At 32.9% G+C, this 26438-nt stretch carries 21 protein-coding genes; 18 read left to right on the top strand and 3 right to left on the bottom strand.

Features of this window, described 5'->3' with window-relative positions; translation table 11 throughout:
- Positions 1-2: 2 nt before the first annotated feature.
- The 4 genes from ASF10_RS10900 (at position 3) to ASF10_RS10915 (ending at position 2786) form a co-directional block, all read left to right on the top strand.
- Complete coding sequence (locus ASF10_RS10900) at positions 3-434, top strand: deoxycytidylate deaminase (RefSeq protein WP_056248820.1); 432 nt, start codon at positions 3-5, stop codon at positions 432-434.
- A complete protein-coding gene (locus ASF10_RS10905; protein ID WP_056248822.1) occupies positions 435-2012 on the top strand; it encodes a S41 family peptidase in 1578 nt (525 codons plus the stop codon).
- A 20-nt stretch (positions 2013-2032) separates the two neighbouring features.
- Positions 2033-2398, top strand: a complete 366-nt coding sequence (locus ASF10_RS10910) for a nuclear transport factor 2 family protein (RefSeq protein ID WP_056248825.1) — start codon at positions 2033-2035, stop codon at positions 2396-2398.
- A gap of 76 nt (positions 2399-2474) precedes the next feature.
- A complete protein-coding gene (locus ASF10_RS10915; protein ID WP_056248828.1) occupies positions 2475-2786 on the top strand; it encodes a hypothetical protein in 312 nt (103 codons plus the stop codon).
- Between the two features lie 179 nt (positions 2787-2965).
- Here ASF10_RS10915 and ASF10_RS10920 read toward each other — a convergent pair whose 3' ends face one another.
- The 3 genes from ASF10_RS10920 to ASF10_RS10930 all read right to left on the bottom strand — a co-directional run bounded on the left by ASF10_RS10920 (position 2966) and on the right by ASF10_RS10930 (position 4458).
- Positions 2966-3571, bottom strand: coding sequence for an FAD-dependent oxidoreductase (locus ASF10_RS10920; RefSeq protein ID WP_056248832.1), 606 nt, complete (start codon positions 3569-3571; stop codon positions 2966-2968).
- A gap of 1 nt (position 3572) precedes the next feature.
- Complete coding sequence (locus tag ASF10_RS10925) at positions 3573-3773, bottom strand: hypothetical protein (protein ID WP_017496183.1); 201 nt, start codon at positions 3771-3773, stop codon at positions 3573-3575.
- 106 nt (positions 3774-3879) lie between these two features.
- Complete coding sequence (locus tag ASF10_RS10930) at positions 3880-4458, bottom strand: MarC family protein (RefSeq protein WP_056248834.1); 579 nt, start codon at positions 4456-4458, stop codon at positions 3880-3882.
- 504 nt (positions 4459-4962) lie between these two features.
- Here ASF10_RS10930 and ASF10_RS10935 point away from each other — a divergent pair.
- From ASF10_RS10935 to ASF10_RS11000, 14 genes are all read left to right on the top strand, one after another.
- Positions 4963-5532 (top strand): DUF3109 family protein, encoded by a 570-nt coding sequence (locus tag ASF10_RS10935; RefSeq protein ID WP_056248837.1) that lies wholly within the window; start codon positions 4963-4965, stop codon positions 5530-5532.
- A gap of 337 nt (positions 5533-5869) precedes the next feature.
- The gene (locus ASF10_RS10940) at positions 5870-6847 is read left to right on the top strand and encodes a ribonucleotide-diphosphate reductase subunit beta (protein ID WP_041518445.1); all 978 of its coding nucleotides are present in this window, start codon (positions 5870-5872) and stop codon (positions 6845-6847) included.
- Between the two features lie 252 nt (positions 6848-7099).
- Positions 7100-9496, top strand: coding sequence for a ribonucleoside-diphosphate reductase subunit alpha (locus tag ASF10_RS10945; RefSeq protein WP_056248840.1), 2397 nt, complete (start codon positions 7100-7102; stop codon positions 9494-9496).
- A 723-nt stretch (positions 9497-10219) separates the two neighbouring features.
- Entirely contained in the window at positions 10220-11047 is an 828-nt protein-coding gene (locus ASF10_RS10950; RefSeq protein ID WP_056248843.1) for a prephenate dehydratase, read from the top strand.
- An 89-nt stretch (positions 11048-11136) separates the two neighbouring features.
- Positions 11137-12282, top strand: coding sequence for a pyridoxal phosphate-dependent aminotransferase (locus ASF10_RS10955; RefSeq protein WP_056248845.1), 1146 nt, complete (start codon positions 11137-11139; stop codon positions 12280-12282).
- A gap of 196 nt (positions 12283-12478) precedes the next feature.
- On the top strand, positions 12479-13336 hold the full coding sequence (locus tag ASF10_RS10960) for a prephenate dehydrogenase (protein WP_056248848.1): 858 nt from the start codon (positions 12479-12481) through the stop codon (positions 13334-13336).
- 19 nt (positions 13337-13355) lie between these two features.
- Entirely contained in the window at positions 13356-14438 is a 1083-nt protein-coding gene (locus tag ASF10_RS10965; protein ID WP_056248852.1) for a bifunctional 3-deoxy-7-phosphoheptulonate synthase/chorismate mutase type II, read from the top strand.
- A 683-nt stretch (positions 14439-15121) separates the two neighbouring features.
- On the top strand, positions 15122-18301 hold the full coding sequence (locus ASF10_RS10970; RefSeq protein WP_056248855.1) for a VIT domain-containing protein: 3180 nt from the start codon (positions 15122-15124) through the stop codon (positions 18299-18301).
- Between the two features lie 138 nt (positions 18302-18439).
- Complete coding sequence (rsgA, locus tag ASF10_RS10975; protein WP_056248857.1) at positions 18440-19417, top strand: ribosome small subunit-dependent GTPase A; 978 nt, start codon at positions 18440-18442, stop codon at positions 19415-19417.
- Positions 19418-19564: 147 nt separating this feature from the next.
- Positions 19565-20017: a D-aminoacyl-tRNA deacylase gene (gene dtd, locus ASF10_RS10980; RefSeq protein ID WP_056248860.1), complete on the top strand. Its 453-nt coding sequence runs from the start codon at positions 19565-19567 to the stop codon at positions 20015-20017.
- 62 nt (positions 20018-20079) lie between these two features.
- A complete protein-coding gene (locus ASF10_RS10985; protein WP_056248863.1) occupies positions 20080-21987 on the top strand; it encodes a DUF3857 domain-containing protein in 1908 nt (635 codons plus the stop codon).
- Positions 21988-21995: 8 nt separating this feature from the next.
- A complete protein-coding gene (locus ASF10_RS10990; RefSeq protein WP_056248866.1) occupies positions 21996-24017 on the top strand; it encodes a DUF3857 domain-containing protein in 2022 nt (673 codons plus the stop codon).
- Between the two features lies 1 nt (position 24018).
- Positions 24019-26010: a DUF3857 domain-containing protein gene (locus tag ASF10_RS10995; protein WP_056248868.1), complete on the top strand. Its 1992-nt coding sequence runs from the start codon at positions 24019-24021 to the stop codon at positions 26008-26010.
- Positions 26011-26012: 2 nt separating this feature from the next.
- Positions 26013-26339 carry a nucleotide pyrophosphohydrolase gene (locus tag ASF10_RS11000; protein WP_056248871.1) on the top strand — a complete coding sequence of 109 codons (327 nt, stop codon included), beginning with the start codon at positions 26013-26015 and terminating at the stop codon, positions 26337-26339.
- Positions 26340-26438: the final 99 nt, after the last annotated feature.

The raw sequence follows: 26438 nt of genomic DNA on the forward strand, positions 1-26438 counted from the left end.
AAATGGAAGAAAAAAAATTAAATAAATACGATAAAGCTTATTTGCGAATTGCCAAAGAATGGGGAGCACTTTCCTATTGCAAACGAAAACAAGTTGGTGCTATTATCGTAAAAGACCGAATGATTATTTCTGATGGATACAACGGAACACCATCCGGTTTTGAAAATTGTTGCGAAGATGAAGATGGATTAACCCGTTGGGATGTTCTTCATGCCGAAGCAAATGCAATCTTAAAAGTTGCCCGATCGACACAATCATGCGAAGGTGCTACTTTATATATTACACTTTCGCCATGCAAAGAATGCAGTAAACTGATACATCAGTCAGGAATTAAAAGAGTGGTTTATCATAACGGATATCGAGATGATTCCGGAATTCAGTTTTTAATAAAAGCGGGTGTCGAAGTCGAACATATTCCTGTTTTAGAAGAGTAAATGAAATTTAATTCAAAATATTTGCCCATTATTATCGGAGCGACCTTTGCTCTTGGTATTGTCATCGGAAGCCTTATGAATGCTCCGGTTGATGATCCGCTTTTGGCTAAAAATTACTCAAAAACCAAACTCAACAAACTTATTGATTTTATTAATAATGAATATGTTGACAGTATCAATACAGATTCTATTGTAAACCTCACGGTAGATAATATTTTGTCAAAACTAGATCCTCATTCTGTTTATATTCCGCCAACAGAACAGGCAGAAGTAGCTGAAAGTATGAAAGGTGATTTCGTAGGAATCGGGATTAATTTCTATATGTATAAAGATTCTGTTGCAATCATAAAACCAATTGAAAACGGACCTTCGGCGAAAGCAGGAATAAAATCCGGCGATCGAATTTTATTTGCAGGAAAAACGAAATTATTTGGCAGAAGATTGCCTTCTGATAGTTTATTTTCTAAGCTAAAAGGGATAAAAGGATCTGAAATAGAATTAACTGTTTTTAGAAAATCAGAGCAAAAGAAACTAAAGTTTAAAGTAAAAAGAGATATTATCCCTATAAAAAGTGTAGATGCTTCTTTATTACTCGACAATAAAACAGGTTATATCAAAATCAATCGTTTTGCCGAAACTACTTTTAATGAATTCAAAACCGGTTTAAGCAGATTAAAACAAAACGGAATTGAATCTCTTATAATTGACCTTCGTGATAATGGCGGTGGTTATATGGAAGAAGCGATTGCAATTGCCGATGAATTTTTGAAAGACAAGCAATTAATTGTTTTTACCAAAAATAAAAACGGAACTACCGAAAAAACATTTGCAACCAAAGCAGGAAGTTTTGAAGCCGGAAAAGTCTATGTTTTAATTAACGAAAATAGCGCTTCGGCAAGTGAAATTCTGGCTGGAGCAATTCAGGACAGTGATCGCGGAACTATTGTAGGTCGCCGTTCTTTTGGTAAAGGATTAGTGCAGCGCGAAATGGATTTTAATGATGGATCTGCCGTTAGATTAACCGTGGCGAGATATTACACACCAACCGGAAGATCGATTCAGAAACCATATAAAAAAGGAAACGAAGAATATTATAAAGAATCAGAATCACGTATAAAATCTGGGGAACTTTATGCAAAAGACAGTATAAAAGTAGCAGATTCTTTAAAATTTAAAACTCCAAAAGGTAAAATCGTATACGGCGGCGGCGGAATTGTTCCGGATGTTTTTGTGCCAATTGAAGCAGAACACGGAAACGAAAATGTAGCTTATCTTCTTCAAACCGGAATTGTAGGACATTTTGTTTTTGAAGAACTGGATAAGAACAGAAATGCCTTTACCGGACTTCATTTTAATGAGTTTTTAGCGAAGATGAAAAACTCAGATCTGTATTTTAAAAAGTTTAGAACTTATATTTTAATGACAGGTTTAGACTTGAAATTAGATAAAACCAAAGCATTGGTAAATCGTTATATTACCGCAGAATTTGCCCGTCAGCTTTATGGTGAATTATATTATTATGATGTCATTTTGAAAGATGATGCCATGATCAAAGCCGTTTTGAATCCCAAAAAGTAATCCTTAATTTTTTGTATCAGATGAAAATAGAAACTATTGTAAATGCTGAAATTGAACTTTTGATGGCAATTAAAAATGCTGACGTTACAGCTTTGGATAAAATGCTGCACGATGATTTACTTTTTAATTTACCGGATGGACAAACAATTACCAAACAGTTTGATCTTGAATCGTATCGTTTAGGTAAAATGAAAATCGAAACCTTAGAAGCTTCAGATCAAATTATTAATATAATTGAAGATTTAGCCGTGGTTGTGGTAACTGTTTTATTAAAAGGGAATTATGAAGGTAATGCTGTAAATGGTGTTTATAAATATAACAGAGTCTGGAAACAATTTGATGAAAACGTAAAAGTGATTGCCGGAAGTTGTGTAGTTTTACAATAAAATAATAATAATTTTTTAAAATATAGTGTAATAAATCTTGTCTGAAATGAACGAGATTTACAGTAAAATATAAAATATGAAAAATCTAAAAAGAGTAAGTTTTTTAATAGTACTAATGACTTTTGTAATTTCTTGCGCGTGTATGAAAGATAAAAATACAGTTTCAGGAAAAGTAGCATCTATTGAATTTGGAAAAGACGGCTATACTGCCAAAATCAACACTGATAAAAATGAAGTTTATTTCGCGGTAATCAGCATTGTAAATGTTGGAGGTCCACAAAACTACAAGAAATTAAAAGAAGGTGATGAAGTATCCTTAAAAGGAGATATCTGGAAAACAGATACAGAAAAACACATCACAGTAAGAGAAATTGTTTCGGTGAAATAAAGGTTAAACCATATAAGTTATATAAGTTCATTTAATACTATGCGTGAAGTAATAACTATTAAAAGAAAATAAACTTAAATGAAAAAAAAAGAAACCATATAAATTATATAAGTTGATAATATGCGCAATGCATTAAATGAACTTATATAACTTATATGGTTTAATAATTTTATAGAGTTTTATCGAATACTATCGTGCGAATGGGTTTGTACGCCGTTATTCCATAAAGTAAGAATATCTGTCGCAACGGCAGCGCCACTTCCTGCAGCAATCGCTAATTGACTTCTCCAGCCTGCTAAAGTTCCAATTACATAAATGCCGTCGGCAACTTTATGATCGTCGTTTTTAAGCTGAATGCGTTGTTTTTCCGGTAATGCTTTTTTATGAGGCTCAATATATTGCATTAAACCTTCTATGTCAAAAGTATTTGCAGAACCAATCCCAATAACGATACTTTTGGTTTTGTATGAGTTTTTGTTTGTAATTACAGTAAATTCAGGATAACTTCCTTCGACTTTAATTACTTTCTCATTTGGTATTTGAGTAATATGCGGATAAGCTGTTGCTAAATCCTGCGTACTTTCTGTTAGTAAATCAGATCCTAATTTACCTGGAGTTATACCGTAAGCATTGTAGAAAATTGCTTCTTGTAAAGAAGAATTCTTCTGATGCGTAAAAATTCCAATTTTTTTATCGGCTGCAAAGGATTTGTTTTTTGCTGATCCTAAAACTAAAGCGCAAGACATGCCTGAAACACCTCCGCCAATAATTAAAACGTCAAACATATTATCGTCCGTTTGTTTTTTCTTCAATCCTTTTAGAAATTCTAAAAATTAAAAGAATCAAGACGGCACAAAATGAAGCTGCAATTCCAATAAAAGCAACTACACTGTCTCCCTGAAAAGGATTTTTGAAGTCTAGCAACGTAATATTAAAAACAATTAAAGCTAATGCAAGAAGCACTAAGATTGAAGTGAAAATTTTCATAATGGTTGTTTGTTTGCCTAAAATAATAAAGTAAAACCCTCAGACTTAAAAATGTCTTTAAATTGTATTTTAGAAATTTTATGGGGTAAATTTATAAAAATAATTGTTAGACGAACAAACCTTTAACATTAGCAGCAAATAATTTAACAGCAATCGCTAAAAGTATCACTCCAAATGTCTTACGAACTACGCCAAGTCCGTTTTCTCCTAATAAATTCTCGATTTTTTTAGACGATTTCAAAACTATATAAACCAATATAATATTGAGTAAAATAGCAATAATAATATTAATGGTATGAAATTGAGATCGCAAAGAAAGCAAAGTTGTCATCGTTCCTGCTCCTGCAATTAACGGAAACGCTAACGGAACAATAGAAGCTGATCCGGGTTCTTCGTCACGATAAATCCTGATCCCTAAAATCATCTCCAAAGCCAGAAAAAATAATACAAAAGATCCGGCAACGGCAAACGAATGCACGTCTATACCTATAAGATTAAGTAAGCCCTCGCCAACAAAAAGAAAAACAATCATAATCGCACCGGCAACTATCGAAGCTTTCTCAGATTCAATGTGTCCAACTTTTGCTCTTAGATTTACAATAATAGGAATTGAACCTACAATATCGATTACAGCAAAAAGTACCATTCCGACAGTGATAATTTCTTTAAAATCAATATCTAACATATTTTTCTAATTTATGGATTAAAAGATGCGCAAAGGTAGATAATAAAGATAGCGCTTTTTTATAAGATCTCACTAACACACTATTTTTGTTATAAAAACATGTATTATTGGTTAAAATAGTGATTTTTGTAACAATTGATAACTTCTATTGCATATTTGCATTGGATTAGCTTAGTTGTGTGTGGTTTTTTACCGCAAAGAGCGCAAAGTTTTTTCGCAAAGACTCGCAAAGTTTAATTTGATTACGAGTATTTGAAAAGCATTTTCAAAGCTCACAAAGCTTTATAAAATATACAACCTCTAAATCTATTTAATCTGCTTTGCGAACTTTTTTAAGCCTTCTATATTATTTAGCCTTGCTAAATAATCTTTGCGAATCTTTGCGAAAAAACTTTGCGCTCTTTGCGGTAAAACTCACAAGACTCTTTACAGTAAAATTTAATCTCCTATCATCTACTTTCTTTGACTATCTTTGCACTTTATAAATTTCAGTACTTTATTATCATGTTTCAATTAGGTAAAACCATTATTTCAGAGGATATTCTTGAAAAAGAATTTGTGTGCAACTTGTCAGCTTGTAAAGGAGCTTGCTGTGTTGACGGAGATGCCGGTGCGCCGCTAAGTGAAGCAGAAACTAAAATAATGGAAGAAATTTACCCTAAAGTAAAACCATTTTTACGTAAAGAAGGAATTGCTGCTATCGAAGCGCAAGGAACCTGGGTAAAAGGAACTGATGGTGATCTTGAAACTCCATTAATCGATGAAAAAGATTGTGCGTATGTTATTTTTGATGGCAAAACAGCACTTTGCGGAATCGAGCAAGCGTATAATCAAGGAATCGTAGACTGGAAAAAACCGGTTTCATGTCATTTATATCCAATTCGTGTAAAAGACTTCACGGAGTTTGCTGCTGTAAATTATGATAAATGGGATATTTGTGATGATGCCTGTTCTTTAGGAAAAGAATTAGAAGTTCCGGTTTATAAATTTGTCAAAGAAGCATTAATTCGACGCTTTGGTCAGGATTGGTATTTGGAACTTGAAAAAGTAGCCGAAGAACTCAAAAAATCTTAAAATTTTAAGCGCTATAGTTACCGCTTTTTCAGCTCATTTTTTAACTCAAAAAATAAAGTTTTAACTCAAAAAAAAACTTTTAAAAACAATTTAAAATTTCTTGCTTTTTATTACAAAAAGTCTATATTTTACAGGGACTTTAGGTGTGAAAGGCAATATTAAATGTCTCATTTACAAATATTTAATTATTGTCTGAAAAATATCTCATTTTTTAGCCTTTGTTAAAAACTACGTCGAATTGTGAATAAGTTTGGCTTTCATTTTTAGCGATAATTGACAATCTTTGTAGTCTATTGAATTAGCAAAAATTCAGTATAAAAATTAAACAAAAATTACCATGTCACAAGTCGAACCAATATTACAAGAAAATAAAAATCGTTTCGTTATTTTTCCTATCAAACATCATGATATTTGGGAATGGTATAAGAAAATGGAAGCTAGTTTCTGGACTGCTGAAGAAATAGATTTGCACCAAGACTTGACAGACTGGAATAATAAGCTTAGTGACGACGAAAGATATTTCATTAAACACATATTAGCATTTTTTGCAGCTTCTGATGGAATCGTAAATGAAAATCTTGCTGAGAACTTTGTAAACGAAGTTCAATATGCAGAAGCGAAGTTTTTCTATGGTTTCCAGATCATGATGGAAAACATTCACAGTGAAACTTACTCTTTATTAATTGACACTTACGTGAAAGATGAAGCAGAGAAAGCAGAATTGTTTAATGCATTGGAAGTTTTTCCTGCAATTAAGAAAAAAGCAGACTGGGCTTTAAAGTGGATCGAATCTGATTCGTTTGCTGAAAGACTAATTGCTTTTGCAGCAGTTGAAGGAATTTTCTTTTCAGGTGCTTTCTGTTCTATTTATTGGTTGAAAAAACGTGGTTTAATGCCAGGTTTAACTTTTTCAAACGAGTTAATTTCTCGTGATGAAGGTGTACACTGTGACTTTGCAGTGCATTTGCACAATCATCACCTGATTAATAAAGTACCAAAAGAAAGAATTAAAGAAATCATTGTTGACGCATTAGATATCGAAAGAGAATTTGTTACAGAATCTCTTCCGGTAAGTTTAATAGGTATGAATGCTGTATTAATGACACAATATCTGGAATTTGTTGCAGATAGATTATTAGTAGAGTTAGGTTGCGAACGTGTGTATGGATCAGCGAATCCGTTTGACTTCATGGACATGATCTCACTTCAGGGAAAAACCAATTTCTTTGAAAAACGTGTTGCCGAGTATCAAAAATCAGGTGTTATGAACACAGATAGTGATGCTCAGAAAATTTCATTCGATGCAGATTTTTAGGCACCAAAATACTTTTAGCGCAATCTAAAAGCGCTAAGATAAATTACAATTTTTTAAGATTGAATCTTCAGCCCAAATCGTAGATTCAATAACAATTTTTAATGTGTTTAAATTCATTTTTCGAATTTGAATCGGGTAACTATTGAGAATCCTGCAATTCTCAAAAAATAATTTAAAAACACGCAATGTTTAAGTCTTGGAATTCGTTATTCCAATGTCTTTCATTTTTTCAATAACTAAAAAAGTAAGCTTATGTATGTAGTAAAAAGAGATGGCCACAAAGAGCCCGTAATGTTTGATAAGATTACAGAAAGAATCAAAAAATTGTGTTACGGCTTGAATGAGCTTGTAGATCCTGTTAAGGTAGCGATGAGAGTTATCGAGGGATTGTATGATGGGGTTTCAACTTCTGAACTAGATAATCTTGCAGCTGAGACGGCGGCTTCTATGACAATTGCGCATCCTGATTATGCACAATTAGCAGCGCGTGTGGCGATTTCTAATCTACATTCAAATACTAAAAAGTCGTTTTCAGAAACGATGAAAGATATGTATAATTACGTAAATCCAAGAAACGGACAAGAAGCGCCGTTACTTTCGGATGAAGTATTTAAAGTAATTCAGGAAAACTCAGCTTTCCTTGATTCTCATATTATTTATACAAGAGATTTTAATTACGATTACTTTGGTTTCAAAACCTTAGAGCGTTCGTATTTGTTAAAAATAAACGGAAAAATCGTCGAAAGACCACAACATATGTTGATGCGTGTTTCTGTTGGTATTCACCTTGACGATTTAAAATCAGTAATTGAAACTTACGATTTAATGTCTAAAAAGTTCTTTACGCATGCAACGCCAACGTTGTTTAATGCAGGAACTCCAAAACCACAAATGTCTTCTTGTTTCCTTTTGGCAATGCAGGATGATAGTATTGATGGTATTTATGATACCTTAAAGCAAACGGCTAAAATCTCGCAATCAGCGGGAGGAATTGGTCTTTCTATTCATAACGTTCGTGCAACCGGATCTTATATTCGTGGTACAAACGGAACTTCAAACGGAATCGTGCCAATGTTGAGAGTTTTCAACGATACGGCTCGTTACGTAGATCAGGGTGGAGGAAAACGTAAAGGTAGTTTTGCGATTTACATCGAAACATGGCATGCGGATATCTTCGACTTTTTGGATTTAAAGAAAAACACAGGAAAAGAAGAAATGCGTGCGCGCGATTTATTCTTCGCAATGTGGACATCTGATTTATTCATGAAACGTGTTCAGGAAGATGCATCATGGACTTTAATGTGTCCTAACGAATGTCCTGGATTATACGATGTTTACGGAGAAGAATTCGAAACCATGTATTTGGATTATGAATTTAGAGGAAAAGGAAGAAAAACCATTCGTGCACGTGAATTATGGGAGAAAATCCTTGAATCACAAATCGAAACAGGAACTCCTTATATGTTGTACAAAGATGCAGCAAACCGTAAATCGAACCACAAGAATTTAGGAACAATTCGTTCGTCTAACTTGTGTACAGAGATTATGGAGTTTACTTCTAAAGATGAAATTGCAGTTTGTAACTTAGCTTCTATCTCATTACCAATGTTTATCGAAAACGGTAAATTCGATCACGAAGCGCTTTATAATGTTACAAAACGTGTAACTCGTAACCTGAACAAAGTAATCGACAGAAATTACTATCCGGTAAAAGAAGCTGAAAATTCTAACTTACGCCACCGTCCGGTTGGTTTAGGCGTACAAGGTTTAGCAGATGCTTTTATCATGTTGCGTATGCCGTTTACAAGCGACGAAGCAAAAGTATTAAATCAGGAAATTTTCGAAACATTATACTTCGCAGCTGTAACCGCTTCTATGGAAATGGCAAAAGAAGAAGGGGCATATTCTACATTCGAAGGTTCTCCAATGTCAAAAGGAGAATTTCAATATAATATGTGGGGAATGAAAGATGAAGAATTATCTGGTCGTTGGGACTGGGCTTCATTAAGAAAAGAAGTTGTAGAACATGGAGTTCGTAACTCATTATTAGTTGCGCCAATGCCAACTGCTTCGACTTCTCAAATTTTAGGAAACAACGAAGCTTTCGAGCCATATACATCAAACATTTACACACGTCGTGTATTGTCTGGAGAATTCATCGTAGTAAACAAACATTTACTTCATGATTTAGTAGACAGAGGTTTGTGGAACGAAACTTTGAAACAAGAAATTATGCGTCATAACGGATCTGTTCAAAACATTGACATTATTCCGCAAGACCTGAAAGAATTATACAAAACAGTTTGGGAAATGTCTATGAAAGACATTATCGATATGTCACGTCAAAGAGGTTATTTCATTGACCAATCGCAATCATTGAACTTGTTCATGCAAGATGCAAACTATTCTAAACTTACGTCAATGCACTTCTATGCTTGGCAATCAGGTTTAAAAACAGGAATGTATTACCTAAGAACAAAATCTGCAGTTGATGCGATTAAATTCACCCTAAACAACGATAAGAAAGAAGAAGATGGACCGGCAGTTTTAGTTCCGGAAACAGAATCTATAAGTGTTGAGGACTATAAAGCAATGTTGCTAAAAGCACAAGCCGGAGATCCTGAAGATTGTGAAATGTGTGGATCTTAATTTTTTTAGAAGAAAGAAAATAGAATAAAGAAGAAAGATTTTGTTCTGAATTTATAGAAAGCAGTTATCGTAATGATAGCTGCTTTTGTTTTTTTAGGAGCTATTTCCCGCTTTCCGTTGCAATCTTTTTATTTTTTAAAGGAAAAAATAAAAAGGATTTCCACTTCAATCGGGGCTAGGGAATTTAGGGTTCAATAGTTTAAAAGTAATAAATGGATTTAGATGAAATAAGTACAGACAACAAAGATGAATACTATAATCGCCATCTTTGCCGAGTTTCTAATGTAATTTCTCCTTCGTCGAAATGACAAGATTCTAAAAAAAACAGGTTTAAATTGATTCATAAGTTAAAAAAAAAGATGAAATCTCAGTATCTTAAAAACTCAGAACCTTAGAATCTTTCTCAAAGCCAATTGTCTATATCTCATTTTAAACCTGTTTTTTTATATTATCATACAAAACATCATAAATTTGTTAAGAAATCCTTTTTTGTTTCATAAAATGCATTATTTGTTTTGGTGAGGTGAAAATAATTTATAAATTCGCAGAGAATTTATTGAAAAACACAAACAAAATGTCTAATAACCGTTTTTATTTTAGCAACTCTTTTTATTTCTTCTTTAGTAGAAGTGAGGATTGTGCTATGGTTATTTGAGAAAATTAAAAAAGACAAATAAAACTAATATACAATCCTGATGAAAATCAGGATTTTTTTTTGAATATATGACAACTAAAATTGCAATACAAGGTATTAAAGGTTCTTTTCATCATCAGGTAGTGAAAGAGTATTTCTCTGAAAATGTGAGTATTGATGAGTGTTTGTCTTTTGAAGAATTGGTTGACAGCCTTCTTTCAGGAAAATCTGATCAGGCAGTTATGGCGATAGAAAATTCGATTGCAGGACCAATTATTCCAAATTATGCTTTGATTGACAAGAATAATTTACACATAATTGGAGAACATTATTTAAGCATTCACCAAAATTTAATGGCTTTAAAAGGTCAGAAAATTGAAGATATAAAAGAAGTTCATTCGCATCCAATGGCAATTTTGCAATGTATGGATTTCTTAAAACAATATCCGGGCATTAAGTTGGTTGAAGATAAAGATACAGCCGAAACTGCCAGAAGAATTCAGGAAAAACAATTAACCGGAATTGCAGCAATAGGAAGTAAAGTAGCTTCGGAAATGTATGATTTAGAAATTCTGGCACCGGAAATTCAAACGATCAAAAATAATATGACTCGTTTTGTGATTATCAAAAAGCAAAATTCATTTTTGCCTGAAAACGAAATCAACAGAGCGTCAATCAAATTTGAACTGGATCATAAAAGAGGAAGCTTAGCAGCAGTTTTAAATGTAATGAGCGACTGCAAACTGAATTTGACAAAAATCCAGTCGCTTCCAAAAATTGAAACACCTTGGAAATATTCATTTTTCGTAGATGTAACATTCGAGAAATACGAAGATTTTGCAAAAGCCAAATCGTTATTAAATATAATGGCAGAATATTTAAAGGTTTTAGGAGAATACAAAAACACCAAACCTTAATTAGTCTTAAAGTTAGAAAGTCGAAAGTCTAAAAGTCACAAATAAAAGAGCCTAAAGCATACAGCTTAAAGCCTAAAGCAGAAAAAAAAATGATTACAACAGCAAAAAGATTAGATACAGTTGAAGAATACTACTTCTCATCAAAATTGAGAGAAGTTCGTCAACTACAATCTGAAGGAAAATCTATCATCAATATGGGAATTGGAAGCCCTGATTTGAGTCCGTCGAAAGCAGTAATTGAAGCGGTTGCCGCAGCAATTCAAGAAGAGAATGGGCATGGCTATCAGAGCTATCAGGGATTACCGGAATTGAGAAAAGGGATGGCAGATTTTTATCAGAATCAGTTTGGTGTTGAATTGAACCCTAATAATGAGATTTTGCCTTTGATGGGTTCGAAAGAAGGAATTATGCACATTTCGTTAGCTTTCCTGAATGAAGGCGATCACGTTTTAATTCCGAATCCTGGTTATCCAACGTATACTTCGGTAACTAATTTGGTTGGAGCGGTTCCGGTTTATTATGATCTAAAAGAAGCAAATGCCTGGGAACCGGATTTTGAAGCTTTGGAAAAATTAGAGCTGGAGAAAGTAAAAATTATGTGGCTTGGATATCCGCACATGCCAACAGGAGCGCGAGGAAGTTTAGCGTTATTTGAAAAATTGGTTGCTTTTGCTAAAAAACATAACATATTATTGATCAACGACAATCCTTATAGTTTTGTATTGAATGATAACCCGATGAGTTTATTGCAGGTTGAGGGTGCAAAAGAAGTGGCTTTAGAATTGAATTCACTTAGTAAAACATTCAACATGGCAGGTTGGAGAGTTGGAATGGTTTTAGGAAATCCTGAAATTATCGATGCAGTTCTAAAAGTAAAAAGCAACATGGACAGCGGTATGTTCTACGGAATCCAGAAAGGCGCGGTTGCAGCATTGAATTGCGATAAATCATGGTTCGAAGATCAAAACAAGATTTACAGACGCCGTAGAGAATTAACAGAAAAACTAGCAGAAAAATTAGGCTGCAAAGTTTATAAAGAAGGAGTTGGTCTTTTTGTTTGGGCGAAACTTCCGGAAGGAATTGAATCATCAGAAAAGTTCATTGACGAAATATTATATGAGAAACATATTTTTATCACACCGGGTACAATCTTCGGAAGTAATGGTGAAGGATATATCAGGTTTTCGTTGTGTGTAAAAGAGGAAAAAGTACAAGAAGCGATAGACCGATTTTAAGTGTCATTGCGAGGAACGAAGCAATCTCAGTTGCTGAGTCAATTGTTAGTGTGGTTGCTTCGTTCCTCGCAATGACGAAAGGTCTTGAAAAAACGAGAAGCCCTAGCCCTGATAGAAGTGGAAATCCTTTTTTGAGGTTTTTACCGAAAAAAAGATTGAAACGGATAGCAGGAAATAGCTTCTAATAAAAATAAATATGAAAGTATACGTAATAGGAATAGGGTTAATAGGCGGTTCGATGGTGCTGGACATCAAAGATCAACATCCTGATGCAACTATTTTCGGGATTGATAGCAACGAAAAACACTTGCAGGAAGCAATTGATTTAGGCGTTATCGATCAGGCAGGAAGCTTTGAAGAATTGGCGGATGCTGATTTTGTAATTGTTTCGGTTCCGGTGGATGTAGCGCTGGTAGTTTTGCCTAAAGTGCTGGATTTAGTTGGAGATAAAACGATTGTTTTTGAAGTAGGTTCGACTAAAAAACCAATTTGTGATGCTGTTGCCAGTCACCCAAAAAGAAGAAATTTTATCGCAACGCATCCAATAGCTGGAACAGAGTTCTCAGGACCTTCGGCGGCGATAAGAGGTTTGTTTAAAGGAAAGACAAACATTATTTGTGAGGTGGAAAAAACCACTTTTAAATTGCAGGAAAAAGCGTTAAAGCTTTTTAGCGACATAGGAATGAGAATTCGATATATGGATCCAACTTCGCACGACAAACACATTGCTTACGTTTCGCATTTGTCGCACATTAGTTCGTTTATGCTCGGGAAAACGGTAATGAACAAGGAAAAGGACGAACAAGATATTTTTGACATGGCGGGAAGTGGATTTGAAAGTACAGTTCGTCTAGCTAAAAGTTCTCCCGCAATGTGGACACCAATTTTTAAGCAAAATAAGGAACACGTTATTGAAACATTAGAAGAATATATATCAAATCTCAGTCGGTTTAGGGATTTGTTGAAAGATGAAAATTACAATGCCATTTTTGAAGAAATGGAAAGCACGAATAAAATTAAAGAGATATTAAACGGATTAACAATTAAAAAATAAAAATAAACTAAAAATAAAGATGGAAAATAAGAAAGAAATGAGAAAGTGGTTAGAAGATTTCAATTTAAATCACCCACTTGTGATAGCAGGACCATGTAGTGCAGAAACAGAAGATCAGGTATTGAAAATTGCTCATGAATTGAAAGATTCAAAAGTTAGTGTATTCAGAGCAGGAATCTGGAAACCAAGAACGCGTCCGGGAGGATTTGAAGGTGTTGGAGAAATTGGTTTAAAATGGTTGCAAAAAGCTAAGAAAGAAACTGGTTTATTAATGGGAACTGAAGTTGCAACTGCGGCTCACTGTAAACTGGCTTTAGAACATGATATCGACGTTTTATGGGTTGGAGCCCGTACGACTGCAAACCCTTTTGCTGTTCAGGAAATTGCTGATACTTTGAAAGGAACTGATAAAATCGTTTTGGTTAAAAACCCTGTAAACCCGGATTTAGCTTTATGGTTAGGTGGTGTTGAGCGTTTACACATGGCTGGAATCGAGAAATTAGGAGTTATTCACAGAGGTTTCTCTACTTACGAAAAAACAAAATACAGAAATATTCCAGAATGGCAAATTGCTATCGAGTTGCAAAATAAATTCCCTGATTTACCATTAATCATCGATCCATCTCACATTACAGGAGATCGTAAAATGATTTTTGAAGTAACGCAAGAGGCTTTAGATTTGAACTACGATGGTATGATTATCGAAACGCACTACGATCCGGACAACGCTTGGTCTGATGCTGCTCAACAAGTTACTCCAGACGCTTTGAAACAAATCATAAAAGATTTGACGATTAGAAAAACAGATGATACTACAGATGAGTACAGCAACAAAATGACAAAACTAAGAGCTAACATCGACGTTCTTGATGCTAATTTATTAGATTTATTAGGAAAACGTATGAAAGTAGCTGACGAAATTGGTCAGGTAAAAAAAGATGCAAACGTTGCGATTCTTCAAAACAACCGTTGGAATGAAATTTTAGGAAAAATGATTCTTGAAGGTGAGAAAAAAGGTCTTACTGAAGAGTTTGTTTTAAAAATGTTCAAAGCTATTCACCAGGAAAGTATTGGTCACCAGGAAAAAGTTATTAATTCATAATTTTTTCTGAATTATATAAGTGATATAAGTTAATTTAAGTTTTATTGAAACTATTTTAAAATTTTCTTATAGCATTAATTGAAAATAGATTGTTTTTTTTAAGAATCTCCGGCACTTTGTAAAAGAAGTGTTGGAGATTTTTTTTTGGTTATAAACCATAATACGATTAAATAGAATTTCTATATAAACATAGCCTGCGGTTTCAACCGTGAGTGCAAAGATTTGCGATTCCAAAATATGTATCAATACTAAAATCTGTGGAGATAAAAAAAATTACCATGGAGAGCGCAAAGTTTTTAAATATGCTAAGTTTAGTAAAAACACATCCCGAAGCCTCGGGACACAAAGCTTTATGTGTTTTAATTGTGTCAACACAACTTAAATCTTAGTGAACTTTGCGAATCCCGATAGCTATCGGGATTACGTTCTCTGCGGTAAAAAAATAATTAGTGAGTATGTTTTTTATGTTTCTCCACAACATTCAGCATTGATCCCAAAAGATTGCGAACATTCATTAAGTCCAACGATTGAAACCGTGGGATATATTTTACAAGGTTTTAATCTCAATCTTAGGCTAATATTTTCTTATATAACTTATATGGTTTTAATTTTTTTTATAACCCATTCCAACCTTTTTAGATTTTATATGCTCTATAGTTATATACAAACTTAACTCTCGTGTTATGAAATCAAAAAGACGTTTATCTAAGCCAGAATTTTTTCAAGTAAATTGGAAAGTATTGTTTTATTTCTTGTTGTTTTTAGGAACAAAATCTTTTGCACAAAGTCCTGAACTTACGGTGAAAGGAGAAGATGCTGAAAAAGTAAGAATGAATAAATTAATTGTAAATGTAAAAGTGGTAGGTAATATTGCTTACACGACTGCCGAAATGCATTTCTTTAATTCTGGAACACGCCAGATGGAAGCGGAACTTATTTTTCCGTTGCCGGAAAATGTTTCGGTTTCAAGATATGCGATTGATATTAATGGTAAAATCCGCGAAGCAGTTCCTGTAAATAAAAATAAAGGAAAACAGGTTTTTGAAGCTATCGAACATCGTCGTGTCGATCCGGGATTATTGGAAAAAGTTGATGGAAATAACTTTAGAACAAGAATTTATCCTTTGATGCCAAACGGAGAACGAACTGTAATTATAGGTTATGAAGAAGAACTTTCGGCATTTGATAAAGATAATCTGGCATATCAATTAGTGAGTCGTTATCCTAAACAACTGGATCAGTTTGAGATGAATGTTTCGGTTTTAGGAACTGCAACTGCTCCAATTGTGGCAGAAAATTCCGGTGATGAAATTGCCTTTTCAAAATGGAATCAATCTTTTCAGACTTCTATTAAAAAAGAAAACTATCAGCCTACTGAAAAACTACTTTTTAAAATTCCAATTCAGCAAAATAGCCCAAGTGTTATTATGCAAAATGTTGGCGGACAACATTATTTTTATGGAAATACTTTTATCGAAGGAAATAAAATTGTCAAAAAAACACCTGCTTCCATTGGTTTGATTTGGGATAATTCTTTGAGTTGTAAAACAAGGGATTTAAAAAAAGAATTGGCTTTGCTTGATGCTTACTTCCAAAAAATAAAAAACACAAAAGTTACTTTGTACTTTTTAAACTATGGTTTTGAAAAACAAAATGAATATATAATTACGAATGGAAACTGGACAGCATTAAAAGCAGTTTTAGAAAATACAAAATATGATGGAGGAACTCGATTTTCGCAAATAAACCTGATAAATAACGATGAGTATTTATTTTTCTCTGACGGATTATCTTCTTTGAGCGAAAATGTCTTGCCAAAAACTAAAAAGCCTATTTATACTATTACATCATCAGTTTCTGCCGATTTTTCTTTTCTGAATTATTCCGCAATGCAAACGGGCGGTAATTTTATCAATTTAAATCAGGTTAATCAGGAAAATGCTTTAGATGAATTGGTGAATTCTAGTTTGAAATTTTTAGGAATAAAAGAGAATTTTACAGTGACGGATTTGTTTCCAATTGAAGGAACTTCGGTTTCAGGAAGTTTTAGTTTCTCGGGAATTTCCCTGAATCCAAAAAATGAAATTACATTGTTATTTGGTTATAATAATGAAGCTGTTTTAGAGCGAAAAATTACATTGGATGGAAGTATTCAAAGTACAAATGATGTTAATATTGAAAAACTTTGGGCACAGAAAAAAATAGCGAATCTTGATTTTCAATATGCTAAAAACTCAGAAGAAATAGAACTTTTAGGAAAGAAATACGGAATTATAACTAAGAATACTTCGCTGATTGTTCTGGAGAATATTCAGGATTATATCTCTTATGATATTATTCCTCCAGTAGAATTGCGTGCAGAATTCGACAGAATAAAAAAACAGGAACACAATAATAATCTGGCGCAGCAAAAAAATAATTGGGAAAGTATCGAAAGCTATTTTCAAGGATTAAACAGTTGGTGGAAAGAAGATATTAAATATGTGGCCCCAAAAATTTTACCAAAATCTAAGAAAAACCTACGCAGAGGATCTGAAACCATAAAAGGCGATGCTGATGCAGTGATGACGGTTGATGAGCCAGTTGGTTCCGGATCTGCAATGAATATTGTTCAGGAAGCACAAGCCAGTCCGGTTGCTAATGAGGCAAAATTTGTTGCTCCTGTACCTTCTAGAGCTTCTGAAACCTTAGATAAAAAAGCAGAATCTGAGTTGAAAGAAGTTGTTGTTGTGGGTTATGGAACGGTTAAAAAATCTGAGGTTTCTTATTCTGTACAAACAATTTCGTCTGAAAGTATTTCTAAAAACACGAATGTATCTCAAGCACTTTCCGGAAAAGTAGCAGGATTAGAAATAAGTCAAGCGACTGAATCTGATAAAACTTTAAATAAAGAAATTTTACCGAATGATGATCCTAAAAAAGATTTGATTGTAGAAAGCAACGATTCTCAGGTAATCGATAATCAGACTAAAATCTGGAATCCGGATCGATTGTATTTAAAAGCTTTAGCAAAAGCTCCAAAAGAAAAACAATATGAGTTGTATTTTGAACTTAGAAAAGCACAGGAAAGAAACCCTAGTTTTTATTTTGATGTAGCGCATTTTTTCTACAATCAGGGCGATGTCAAAAAAGCATTACAGGTTATTAGTAATATTGCTGATTTAGGTTTAGAGAATCATCAGCTTTACAAAACTCTTACGTATACTTTACGCCAGTGGAAAGCATATGATGATGCTTTGTTTACTGCAAAACAAGTCGCGAAGTGGAGAGCGCATGAACCACAAAGTTTAAGAGATTATGCATTGGCGCTTGAGGATTCAGGAAAATATCAGGAAGCGCTGGATCAATTAATCAAAGCGTTAGAAGTTAATTATTACGGAGAAATGAGCGGACAATATGAAGGTGTTGAAGATATTATCCTGATGGATATTAATCGTTTGACGATGGAACACAAAGGGCTGAAAACAGGTAAACTCGATAAAAAATATTTGGAGAAAATGCCGGTTGATATCAGAATAATTATGAACTGGAACCAGATGGATGTTGATCTTGATTTGCATGTTATTGAGCCAAATGGCGAAGAATGTTATTATAGTCATACCACAACAGAAGCCGGAGCAAGATTTTCAAAAGATTTTACTCAAGGTTATGGGCCGGAACAATATTTAATTAGAAATGCAGTGAAAGGGAAATACCAGATCAAAACCAATTATTTTGGAGAAACTGAACTTACAGAAAATGGTCCCGCTACAATCATGGTAGAAATTTATACAACAAGAGCCGGAAAAACTTCAAAAATTTTAAAAACAATTCAGTTAGGAAAGATTAAGGAAAATCAGGTTTTAGCCGAAATTATTTGGTAAACCAAGCAATTTTAGACTCCGTTTTTTAATTTTAAAAGGTGAAGTTGCGTTGTTCAATTCTAAAAACGTAATTTTGCCTTTTAATATATTTTAGTTTTCAGAATAATCTAAATCTAAAATCAGCAATCTAAAATTTGAATGACAGGACTCGTATATAAATCTACAGGAAGTTGGTACACTGTAAAATCAGAAAATGGCGATTTTATAGAATGCCGTATGAAAGGGAAGTTTAGGATGAAAGGTATTAAAAGTACCAATCCTATTGCTGTAGGGGATATTGTCGATTATGAACTCGAAGAAACTTCTGACGCTTTAACAGGAACGATTTTTAATATTCACGAAAGAAAGAATTACATCGTTCGTAAATCGGTTAATTTATCGCATCAAATGCATATTATTGCGTCGAATATTGATCGTGTATTTTTATTGATTACGATTAATAATCCGCCAACAACTTTCAACTTTATTGACCGTTTTCTGGTAACTGCTGAAGCCTATAATATTGAAACGATTTTGGTTTTTAATAAAATAGATACTTTTGATGAACCAACGCTTGAAGACCAATTGTATATGCAATACGTTTATCAACAAATTGGCTATAAATGTCTTCGCGTTTCTTCTACAGAAATGAAAGGTGTTGAGGAATTAAAAGAAATGATGATTGGTAAAGTAAGTATGTTCTCCGGACATTCAGGAGTTGGAAAATCGACTTTGGTAAATGCAATGGAACCGTCTTTACATCTTAAAACTAAAACTATTTCTGAAGCCAGTAAACAAGGTCAGCACACGACTACTTTTGCTGAAATGTATGATTTGTCTTTTAATGCAAAAATTATCGATACTCCGGGAATAAAAGGTTTCGGAATCGTTGATATGGAAAAAGAAGAAATCAGCGGTTATTTTCCTGAATTCTTTAAACTAAAAGATCAATGTAAATTCAATAATTGTTTACATAAAGAAGAACCACATTGCGCCATTAAAGCTGCTTTAGAAAGAGACGAGATCGCCTGGTCCCGTTATAACAGTTACTTAAAAATCTTAGAAGGTGACGACGAAAATTATCGTACAGATTCTTACGACGAAGATCGAAAAGCCAGTGATGAACTGAGAAAGTAATTGTTAATTATGAATTGTTAATTGTAAATTCCAAATTCCAAATTATCGATAATGTTTGAATGTAGAGATGCACTGCTGTGCATCTAACACGAGAATTTAAAATCCGTCAATCTTTTAATCTATAGTAACCAAAACATCTTCATTATAATGAAAGTAGTCATCCAAAGAGTTTCCCAAGCATCAGTTACGGTTGATGAAAAAAAAGTAGCTGATATTCAGAAAGGTTTATTGGTTTTGGTTGGGATTGAAGATCTGGATACTCAGGAAGATATCGATTGGCTGGTGGGGAAAATTATAAAAATGAGAATTTTTGGCGACGAGAACGACGTCATGAATTGTTCTGTTCAGGATATCGACGGAGATATTATCGTAGTAAGCCAATTTACACTTCATGCTTCTACGAAAAAAGGAAACCGCCCATCATACATAAAAGCAGCAAAACCGGACTTTGCAATCCCAATGTATGAGAATTTTGTTCAGTCTTTAGAGAAAGAATTCAACAAGAAAATACAAACCGGAATTTTTGGTGCAGATATGAAAGTTAGCCTACTGAATGATGGACCTGTAACGATTTTAATAGATAGTAAAAACCGAGAATAATTTTCATAAACAAATGTTAAGCATTTCTAAAAATAATATATATTTGGCGAAATTACTTACTAATGAAATTTACTTTTTTCGGGTTATTTTTTTTCTTATTTATTAGCCTTACTTCTGCTCAAAAAAGCGAATATATTTTTACTACAATTTCAGACAGCCTTAAAGAAAATGCTAATGCGGTTGTTCGTTTTGATCAAACTGATATAACGATTCTGTCGCAACGAAGTATGAATGCTAAAAATCATCGCGTTGTAACTGTTCTTAACGAAAAAGGAATTGATGCAATTCAGGCTTATGAATTTTATGATAAATCAACTTCTGTTAAAAATATAGAAGCAATAATTTATGATGCTTTTGGTAAAGAGATCAAAAGAATTAAAAGAAAAGATTTTAAAGACCAAAGTATCGTTGGCGGAAGCACATTGTTTTCGGATAGTCGATATATTTATTTAGATTATACTCCAATTTCATATCCTTTTACCGTTGAATTTAATAGTGAAGTCCAAACTTCATCGACTGCTTTTATTCCAAGTTGGATGCCTTTAAGAGGTTTTTATACCAGTATAGAAAAAGCATCTCTAAATGTTATTTGTCCTCTGGATCTGGGTTTTAAAAAGAAAGAGTTTCAATTCTCCGGTTTTAATATAAAAAAAGTACTAGATACCAATACACAGCTTTCATACATTGCCACAAATATTTTAGCGCAAAAAAAAGAAGATTACTGTCCGTCGTACAAAGATTTATTTCCTAAAGTAATGATGGGTTTAGAACGTTTTCACCTTGAAGGTGTTGATGGAACAGCTACAAATTGGACTGATTTTGGGAAATGGTATTCTGAAAAAATTCTATCAGGAACCACTGATTTGCCGGACGAAACAAAGATAAAAATCAAGGCAATTGTTGGAGATGAAAAAGATCCTGTCAAAAAAGCAAAACTAGTCTATGATTTTGTACAAAAAAAATCAAGATATGTTAGCATTCAGGTAGGTATTGGCGGCTGGAAACCAATGTTAGCAACTGATGTTGATCGTTTAGGATATGGAGATTGTAAAGCGTTGACAAATTACACAAAAGCGCTTTTACATGCAGTTGATGTTCCTTCCTATAATACGGTTTTATATGGAGACACTTATAAAACAAACATAGAATCTGATTTTGTTTCGATGCAGGGAAACCACATGATATTGTCTATTCCAAACGGTAATCATTATATCTGGTTAGAATGTACAAGTCAGGATGATCCTTTTGGATATCAGGGAACTTTTACAGATGATCGTGATGTTTTGATCATTAAACCTGAAGGCGGAGAGATTGTGAGAACTAAAATATATGAAGATATAGGAAATACCCAGCAAGACAAAGGAACTTATACGATAGACGAAAACGGGAATTTTGTCGGGTCAATTTCAATCGTTTCTGCCGGATCTCAATATAGTTCTAAAGCCAGAATCGAAACGTTGCAGCCTACAGAAAAGGAATCACATTATAAAGAATATTGGGATAATATCAGCAACTTAAAATTGGGCAAAATATCCTTTAACAATAACAAAGAAAAGGTTCAGTTTGTTGAAGATGTTCAAATTAGTGCCATAAACTATGCAACAATTTCTGCCAATAAAATGATTTTTACTGTAGATGCTTTCAATCAAAGTGCTGCGAATGTCAAAAGAATTCGAAATAGAAAAAATCCATTTCAAATCCAGCGAGGTTATTTAGATACAGATGAAATTGAGATTAATTTACCTGCTGGTTTTGTAATAGAATTTTTGCCTTCCAATTTTGAATTAAAAGGAAAATTTGGAGAATACAAAACTGAAATCATCAAAAAAGAAAATAATAAACTGCTTTACAAACGCTCTATGTTTTTAAACAAAGGGAAATATTCTAATAAAGAATATGATGAATACCGCCTTTTTATGGAGCAAGTGTCAAGAAACGATAATGCCAAAATTATATTAACAAAGAACTAATCAATCAAATGAAATTTATTAAACTTTTTAGTCTGTCAATTCTCTTGTTATTTATTTCAAAAGTAACAGCGCAGGAATTTAAATTAGGGAAAGTATCAATTGCCGAATTAGAGCAAAAAGTGCATCCTAAAGATTCATCGGCCGTCGCAGCAATTTTGTACAAAAAAGGTGAAACCAGGATCGAATATGATGTAAAAGATGGTTTTGTTACCCTGACCGATGTTGAGACCAGAATTAAAATTTATAAAAAAGAAGGTTACAATTGGGCAAATCAAGGTCTTTGGTATTACAATACAATTAATTTACCTGAAAAAGTAACTTTTACAGATGCAGTAACCTATAATCTGGTAGGAGGAAAAATAGAAAAGACAAAACTGAAAAGTGAAGGTGTTTTCGATGAAGTTGTAGATAAATTTAGAGGACTTAAAAAGATAACGATGCCTAATGTTAAAGAAAGATCGGTAATTGAATTTAGATATACCATTAAAAGTCCAACAGATAGATTGATAAGAGAATGGGGTTTTCAAACGAGCATTCCCGTAAATTATTCGGAGTTTATAACGTATATTCCTGAATATTATGTTTTTAATACCAAGCAAAAAGGATATATTTTTCCTAAAATTACAAGTGAGAGAAATTCCAGAACTGTAACACTTACTAATAAGGAACGAACTATTCCGGGAGGTACACAAGATACGAGAACGCAGTATGCATCAGATAAGTTTGACTATATAGAAACTAAAACGAGATATTTGGCAATCGATTTTCCTGCAATAAAAGAGGAAGTCTATGTCAATAATATCAATAATTATGTTTCTGCTATTCAACATGAATTATCAATGATAACCAATTTTAAAGGTGAGAAGAAAATGTATTCTACTGATTGGAATTCGGTAGTAAAAACGATTTATAGTTATGATGATTTTGGTCCAGAGTTAAATAAAACAGGCTATTTTGAAGATGATTTAAATGCATTACTATCAGGAGTTAATAATGCTGATGAAAAAATGATCATTATTTTAAATTATGTAAAATCAAGAGTAAAATGGAATGATTATTTTGGATATAGTTGTGATAAAGGAGTTAAAAGAGCATACAAAGAAAAATCAGGAAATATTGCTGATATAAATTTAATGCTTACCGCTATTTTACGTTATGCAGGTTTGACAGCAAACCCGGTTTTGGTAAGTACACGTTCTAACGGAATTTCAGTTTTCCCGAACAGAACTGCCTTTAATTATGTTATTGCTGCTGTAGAAACACCAAATGGAAATGTTTTATTAGACGCATCAGATAAGTTCTCAACTCCAAATGTTTTGCCTTTTAGAGCTTTAAACTGGTCAGGAAGATTGATTAGAAAAGACGGAAGTTCTGAAGAAGTAGATTTGATGCCAAAAAAAGCATCGATTGATAATATAACCCTGAATTATAGCATTAACCCCGAAGGAAAAATAACAGGAAAAACGAGAAGACAATTAGGGGACTATCAGGCTTTGATAACCAGAGATAATATAGATAGTGTAAAAGAAGAAGAATATTTAGAAAAGCTCGAAAATCAAAATAATAAGATTGAAATTACCGATTATTCAAGAGCAAATGAAAAAGAAATTTTGTTGCCAGTTATAGAAACGTATTCATTTACGGGTAATAACTTATGCGAAATAATAGGAGGAAAAATATATGTTAGTCCAATGTTATTCTTTGCAAACGAAAAAAATCCATTTAAGCAAGAGACTAGGGAATATCCAGTAGATTTCGGATTTCCTTTTACAAGCAGATATAATATTACAATTCAAATCCCTGAAGGATTTACGGTTGAAACATTGCCAGCCCCGGCAGTTATTAATATGCAGGATAATTTAGGTGTATTTAAATTTAATATAGGGGCAAATGGTAATTCATTACAATTAAGTGTGCAGCACCAAATTAATGAAGCGATAGTTTCTACAGAGCAATATGAGATGCTTAAAGAATATTATAAAGGAATGATCGCAAAACAATCTGAAAAAATTGTTTTAAAAAGAATGTAATATGAAGTTTCACAGCTTAATTATAATTATTTTTTTGTTTTTAGGATTTTCAAAAGTCAAAGCTCAAAACTATGAACTAGGAAAAGTCACTATTGCTGAATTAAATGAAAAAGTAAATCCAACAGATACGACCGCACCAGCAGCAATATTGTTTAAAAAAGGAAAGACTTTTTATACGTTTGATAAAGACAAAGGCTTTTCTGCCAATCATCTTTATGAATTTAAAATTAAAATCTATAAAAAAGAAGGATTAAAATGGGCTGATCAAAAAGTACGTTTTTACATTGCTTATCAAACGATGAACGAAGACCGTTTAGAGTTTTCAAACGCTGTTACCTATAATTTAGAGAACGGATCTATTGTAAAAACAAAACTGGATAATCAGGGTACTTTTAAGAAAAAAGTAAATGAGTTTTGGAATGAAAAGACAATAACATTGCCAAATGTAAAAGTAGGTTCCATTATTGAATATCGATACATTCTAAAATCTGAGAACATAGTAAAATTACCCGACTTTGATTTTCAATATGATATTCCGTTAAACTACTTTGAATATAAAACAGATATTCCGGAATACTATATTTATAAACCAATTCTGGTTGGAGGTCATAAAGTCGAAACAGAATCAAAATTGACTAATGGAAGTCAAAGTTTTGAAGGAGAATATAATAGATCTACGGCAATTTCGTACAAACAAATAAGTGCTTTTTATAGAGGAAAAGATATTCCTGCATTAACAACAGAACCCTATGTAGATAATATAGATAATTACAGAGGATCTGTTCAGCATGAATTAGAGAGAGTTCGTTATCCGGATCAGCCTGTAAAAGATTATACAATGTCTTGGGAAGGTGTGGCAACCAGTATTTTTAAAAATGAAAATTTTGGAAAAGAACTAAATCAAAATGATTTTTTGTTAGAAGATGTTAAACGATTATTGACCAATGTTGAATCCAAAAAGGAGAGGTTGAATATTATTTTTAAGTTCATTCAAAACAAAATGAACTGGAATGAAATAAATGATTGTTTCACAGAGAAAGGAGTAAAAAAAGCTTATACCGACCAAACAGGAAATGTAGCTGAGATCAATTTTATCTTGATTAGTATGTTAAGATTGGCAGGAATAGATGCAAGTCCGGTTTTAGTAAGCACAATACAAAACGGAGTTCCGGTTTATCCCACAAGAACTGGGTTTAATTATGTAATTGCAGCTGCTGAAATCGAGGAGAAACAAATTTTGTTAGACGCAAGCCATAAATTTACTTACCCTGGAATTTTGCCCTTAAATGTTTTAAACTGGAAAGGAAGACTTATAAAAGATGATGGAACTTCGCAAGAAATAGATCTGGTTCCTAATAAACCCTCAAAAGAGTTTTCAAACTTAGTGGTCAAAATAGATGAGTTTGGTAAAATTGAAGGTAAAATTAGAATTCAAAGAACAGACTACGATGCATATCGCTTTAGGATTGAAAATGCCAATAAAAACCAGGAAAATTATCTCGAAAAATTAGAAGAACAATTGGGTGATTTGAAAATTTCTAATTACATAATTGAAAATAAAAAAACTAATTTTTCAGAACCTGTTATAGAAACCTTTTCATTAATCTCAGACAATAGTGTGGAAATAATTGGAGGTAAATTTTTTGTAAATCCCTTGTTGTTTTTCACAAGAACTAAAAATCCTTTTACTCAGGAAGAAAGACAAATGCCGGTTTATTTTGGTTATCCAACTCAGGAAAAATTCAATTTGAATATAGAAATTCCCGAAGGATATATAGTAGAATCTTTGCCATCTCCAATTAAGATTTTATCAGAAAATAAAGAGATCATTTACACATTAAATATATCCAGTGAAGGAAACAAAATTCAAATAAGTAGCTTAAAAGAAATTAACAATAGTATTTTTGCAGCAGATCAATATAATGGATTAAAAGAGCTTTTCCAGAAAATGATTGTGAGTCAAAATGAAAAAATTGTTCTTAAAAAAATATAACTATGGACTTGAAAAATGCACAACTTGATGTCGATACCTGGATAAAAGAACACGGTGTTCGCTATTTTAATGAGCTTACAAATATGGCACAACTTACAGAAGAAGTTGGAGAAGTAGCCAGAATAATTGCGCGCCGATATGGTGAACAATCAGAGAAAGAAAGTGATAAAAATAAAGATCTAGGCGAAGAATTAGCCGATGTTGTTTTTGTAGTTTTATGTCTTGCCAACCAAACCGGAATAGATTTACAAGATGCTTTTGATAAAAAAATGGATTTAAAATCAGTTCGCGATAAAGACCGTCATAAAAACAACGATAAATTAAAATAATTGTGAAATATCACTCATAAGTTTTGAATTATGAGTTTTGAATTTTGAATTATGAATGTGGAGTGGTAAATTGCGTGGCGAATTACGTTTCTAATCATT

It is taken from the genome of Flavobacterium sp. Leaf82, from assembly GCF_001422725.1.
Classification (GTDB): Bacteria; Bacteroidota; Bacteroidia; order Flavobacteriales; family Flavobacteriaceae; genus Flavobacterium.

Bases quoted from the DNA above. Each gene is read 5' to 3' on its own strand.
- ASF10_RS10920 (WP_056248832.1), bottom strand. From the start codon at position 3,571: ATGTTTGACGTTTTAATTATTGGCGGAGGTGTTTCAGGCATGTCTTGC.
- ASF10_RS10985 (WP_056248863.1), top strand. From the start codon at position 20,080: ATGAAATTTACTTTTTTCGGGTTATTTTTTTTCTTATTTATTAGCCTT.
- rsgA (WP_056248857.1), top strand. From the start codon at position 18,440: ATGACAGGACTCGTATATAAATCTACAGGAAGTTGGTACACTGTAAAA.
- ASF10_RS10930 (WP_056248834.1), bottom strand. From the start codon at position 4,458: ATGTTAGATATTGATTTTAAAGAAATTATCACTGTCGGAATGGTACTT.
- ASF10_RS10935 (WP_056248837.1), top strand. From the start codon at position 4,963: ATGTTTCAATTAGGTAAAACCATTATTTCAGAGGATATTCTTGAAAAA.
- ASF10_RS10965 (WP_056248852.1), top strand. From the start codon at position 13,356: ATGGAAAATAAGAAAGAAATGAGAAAGTGGTTAGAAGATTTCAATTTA.
- ASF10_RS10915 (WP_056248828.1), top strand. From the start codon at position 2,475: ATGAAAAATCTAAAAAGAGTAAGTTTTTTAATAGTACTAATGACTTTT.
- ASF10_RS10900 (WP_056248820.1), top strand. From the start codon at position 3: ATGGAAGAAAAAAAATTAAATAAATACGATAAAGCTTATTTGCGAATT.
- ASF10_RS10940 (WP_041518445.1), top strand. From the start codon at position 5,870: ATGTCACAAGTCGAACCAATATTACAAGAAAATAAAAATCGTTTCGTT.
- ASF10_RS11000 (WP_056248871.1), top strand. From the start codon at position 26,013: ATGGACTTGAAAAATGCACAACTTGATGTCGATACCTGGATAAAAGAA.
- ASF10_RS10905 (WP_056248822.1), top strand. From the start codon at position 435: ATGAAATTTAATTCAAAATATTTGCCCATTATTATCGGAGCGACCTTT.
- ASF10_RS10950 (WP_056248843.1), top strand. From the start codon at position 10,220: ATGACAACTAAAATTGCAATACAAGGTATTAAAGGTTCTTTTCATCAT.
- ASF10_RS10945 (WP_056248840.1), top strand. From the start codon at position 7,100: ATGTATGTAGTAAAAAGAGATGGCCACAAAGAGCCCGTAATGTTTGAT.
- ASF10_RS10995 (WP_056248868.1), top strand. From the start codon at position 24,019: ATGAAGTTTCACAGCTTAATTATAATTATTTTTTTGTTTTTAGGATTT.
- ASF10_RS10925 (WP_017496183.1), bottom strand. From the start codon at position 3,773: ATGAAAATTTTCACTTCAATCTTAGTGCTTCTTGCATTAGCTTTAATT.
- ASF10_RS10955 (WP_056248845.1), top strand. From the start codon at position 11,137: ATGATTACAACAGCAAAAAGATTAGATACAGTTGAAGAATACTACTTC.
- ASF10_RS10990 (WP_056248866.1), top strand. From the start codon at position 21,996: ATGAAATTTATTAAACTTTTTAGTCTGTCAATTCTCTTGTTATTTATT.
- ASF10_RS10910 (WP_056248825.1), top strand. From the start codon at position 2,033: ATGAAAATAGAAACTATTGTAAATGCTGAAATTGAACTTTTGATGGCA.
- ASF10_RS10970 (WP_056248855.1), top strand. From the start codon at position 15,122: ATGAAATCAAAAAGACGTTTATCTAAGCCAGAATTTTTTCAAGTAAAT.
- dtd (WP_056248860.1), top strand. From the start codon at position 19,565: ATGAAAGTAGTCATCCAAAGAGTTTCCCAAGCATCAGTTACGGTTGAT.
- ASF10_RS10960 (WP_056248848.1), top strand. From the start codon at position 12,479: ATGAAAGTATACGTAATAGGAATAGGGTTAATAGGCGGTTCGATGGTG.